Source organism: Phytoactinopolyspora endophytica, assembly GCF_004138495.1.
Taxonomy (GTDB): domain Bacteria; phylum Actinomycetota; class Actinomycetes; order Jiangellales; family Jiangellaceae; genus Phytoactinopolyspora; species Phytoactinopolyspora endophytica.
On sequence record NZ_ML142849.1, the window covers coordinates 104,969 to 107,981 of the forward strand.

3 protein-coding genes and 1 pseudogene are annotated in these 3,013 nt (G+C 68.5%); 1 reads left to right on the forward strand and 3 read right to left on the reverse strand.

Features of this window, described 5'->3' with window-relative positions; translation table 11 throughout:
* Both ELR45_RS34280 and dxs read right to left on the reverse strand, forming a co-directional pair.
* Positions 1 to 223, reverse strand: a pseudogene (locus ELR45_RS34280) (hypothetical protein); the annotation flags it as partial.
* Between the two features lie 29 nt (positions 224 to 252).
* Positions 253 to 2,214 (reverse strand): 1-deoxy-D-xylulose-5-phosphate synthase, encoded by a 1,962-nt coding sequence (gene dxs, locus ELR45_RS00505; RefSeq protein ID WP_129662581.1) that lies wholly within the window; start codon positions 2,212 to 2,214, stop codon positions 253 to 255.
* Positions 2,215 to 2,310: 96 nt separating this feature from the next.
* On the opposite strand from dxs, the gene ELR45_RS00510 reads away from it, so the two are divergent.
* Positions 2,311 to 2,760: a hypothetical protein gene (locus tag ELR45_RS00510; protein WP_129662583.1), complete on the forward strand. Its 450-nt coding sequence runs from the start codon at positions 2,311 to 2,313 to the stop codon at positions 2,758 to 2,760.
* An 82-nt stretch (positions 2,761 to 2,842) separates the two neighbouring features.
* On the opposite strand, the gene ELR45_RS42395 is transcribed toward ELR45_RS00510, so the two are convergent.
* The coding region (locus ELR45_RS42395) for a hypothetical protein (RefSeq protein WP_240759122.1) at positions 2,843 to 3,013 on the reverse strand (171 nt) is incomplete at its 5' end.

The following is a 3,013-nucleotide window of genomic DNA, read 5'->3' on the forward strand; positions in this document are numbered from 1 at the left end:
GGAGCCACTTCACCAGCGGCCAGAGCAACGAGACGATGGCAAAGCCGAGCACCGCCGCCATGACGATGAACTGGATCTGCAGAGCGAGATAGACGACTCCGGCGATGACCAGGCCGATACCCAAGATGCGCCAGGCGAGGATGCCCTCTCGCTCAAGCCAGCTGATATCCCTCTTGCCTTGCGGACCACCGTGCGAGTCGCGTTGCGAAGGAGACGTTCCCACGGGTCTACACCACGTCCTTTGCCAGTCTCCTAGACCGTCTTCTGATGCTGAGGCTCATGCTTCGCCGACGGCTCCAGCTCGGGCTCGGAGTCGAGCGCCGCCACCAGGCCGGCGACCTCTCGCGCCAGGCCTTGCCCGGTGAGACCGAGCTCGTCGAGGACCTCCGCGCGCTTGCCGTGAGTGACGAAACGTGGCGGGACACCGAAGTTGTGCACCGGGACGTCCACGCCCGAGTCACGCAACAGCTGCGCCAGGACGGAGCCGACGCCGCCAGTGCGAGAGCCATCCTCGATCGTGGCGACGAGGCGGTGCTCACGCGCCATCTCGATGAGCGCCGCATCCAGCGGCTTGACCCAGCGGGGATCCACCACAGTCACGCCCACGCCTTGGTCCTGCAGCCGTGCGGCGGCCTCGACGCCCGCCGCAGCCATGGCACCGACCGCAACCAGCAGGACGTCGCCCTCGGATACCGCCTGCTCGGGACGGAGCAGCACGTCGCAGGTACCGATGCGCTCGACGGCGTCGATCCTCGCCTCGGCCGGTTCCTTGCCCGGGAACCGGACGACGGTCGGGGCGTCGTGAACGTCGAGCGCCTCGTGGAACTGCTCCGTGAGCTGGGAGGCGTCCCGAGGAGCCGCCATCCGGAGCCCGGGCACCACCTGCAGAATCGACATGTCCCACATACCGTGGTGTGACGCGCCGTCGGGCCCGGTGATCCCGGCGCGGTCCAGAACGAACGTCACGCCTGCCCGGTGCAGAGCACAGTCCATCAGGACCTGATCGAACGCCCGGTTCAGGAACGTGGCGTAGATGGCGACGACCGGGTGCAGTCCGGTCATGGCCATCCCGGCGGCGGACGCGGCGGCGTGCTGCTCGGCGATGCCGACGTCGAAGCAGCGGTCGGGGAACGCCTTGGCGAACGGCTCCATTCCGGTGGGTCCGAGCATCGCGGCCGTGGTCGCCACCACGTTCTCGCGCTGCTGCCCGGCCTCGACCAGGGCGTCGGAGAACACGTGCGTAAGGGTACGTTTGGGCGTGGCCGACGGCTCCCCCGTGACCGGATCGAATGCGGCCGGGCTGTGCATGTGGTCGGCCTCGTCGCGGACGGCGGCCTCGTAGCCGTGCCCCTTCTGCGTGAGGCAGTGCACGATCACCGGACCGCCGAATCCCTTCGCCCTGACCAGCGCATGTTCCACCGCGGTGCGGTCGTGACCGTCCACCGGGCCGATGTACTTCAGACCCAGGTCCTCGAACATTCCCTGCGGCGACAGCAGGTCCTTGAGCCCCTTCTTCAGCCCGTGCAGCGCCTCGTAGGCAGTCGGGCCCACCAGCGGCGTCCGGTTCAGCGTACGTTTCACCAGGTCCAGCGCCTGCTCGTAGCGGGGGTCAGTGCGCAGGCCGGCTAGGTGGGTCGCCAGCCCTCCGACCGTCGGCGAGTACGACCGGCCGTTGTCGTTGACGACGATCACCAGCGATCTCCGGTCCGGACCGGCCTGCGGACCGCCGGCGATGTTGTTCAGCGCTTCCCACGCCATCCCCCCGGTCAACGCCCCGTCGCCCACGACCGCGACGACGCTCCTGTCCCGCTCCCCCCGCACGGCGAACGCCTTCGCCATGCCGTCGGCATGCGACAGCGCCGCCGACGCATGCGAGTTCTCGATCCAGTCGTGCGGGCTCTCCTGCTGGCTCGGATAGCCGGACAGACCATCCTTGGAACGGATCGTGCCGAACCGGTCGACCCGCCCGGTGAGCAGCTTGTGCACGTACGCCTGGTGGCCGACGTCGAACAGGATCGGGTCACGCGGAGACCTGAACACCCGGTGGACGGCGAGAGTCAGCTCGACTACCCCGAGGTTGGGGCCGAGATGGCCGCTGGTCCGCGAGATGGTCGTGATGATCACGTCGCGGATCTCCGCGGCGAGTGCATCCAGCTCCTCGGCGGAGAGGCCGTTCAGGTGTCGGGGCTCTCGCACGCGCTCGAGTACGCCCAAAGTGGCTCGCCTCCTTGTTCAGGCCGTCCCCACGAGTGTAGATGGCCGGACGGGCTCAGGTGTGCAACGGTAGTGGCTGTGAGGCAGTGGATCACTATGACACGACGTGGGGTGGGCGCGGGCATCGCCGCGCTCGGCGCCCTGACCGTCACGGCCAGCGTCTACACGGCTTGGTACGCAGGCGAAGGCCCTCGGGACTGGTCCCTGGAGCAACTGTTCCAGGCCAGCTCGGCCGGCACGGCCACCGCGTACTGGGGCTCCGTCGCCGCACCCATGGCGGTCGTCGGGATCCTCGGTATTCTCGGTGCCGTCCTGAGATTCCGGTTCATCCTGGGTCTCGGCTGGCTGCTCGGCGCCGCATCGCTGGTGCTGTGGGTCGTCATGCGCATCATCGAAGGCGACTGGGACTCCAGCGAGCTCGAGACCGGCGTGTGGTTCTGCATCTTCGGTCTTGTCGTCCTGCTGGCCGGCATCATCGTCATGGGACCGCGCGCCGAGGAGGTCGAGGCTCCGCTCTCGGTCTTCGAGGGTGACCCGCCTCAATAGCCACGAGACGGACGCGGCACCGGGGTCGCACACGGCTCGGCGGTGAGCCACGCGTGTGTGACTCACCGCCGAACCACGTGCATCAGAGCAGGCCGCGCAGCACGTACTGCATGATCCCGCCGTGCCGGTAGTAGTCAGCCTCACCGGGGGTGTCGATGCGCACGGGCGCGTCGAACTCGACGACCCCGGCGTCACCTCGCGCCGTGACGTGCACCGTCGACGGCGTCTCGCCGGAGTTCAGCGCCTCGATCCC

What these genes read in the sequence shown, in the direction of transcription:
- ELR45_RS00510 (WP_129662583.1), top strand. Translation starts at nt 2,311, where the DNA reads ATGACACGACGTGGGGTGGGCGCGGGCATCGCCGCGCTCGGCGCCCTG.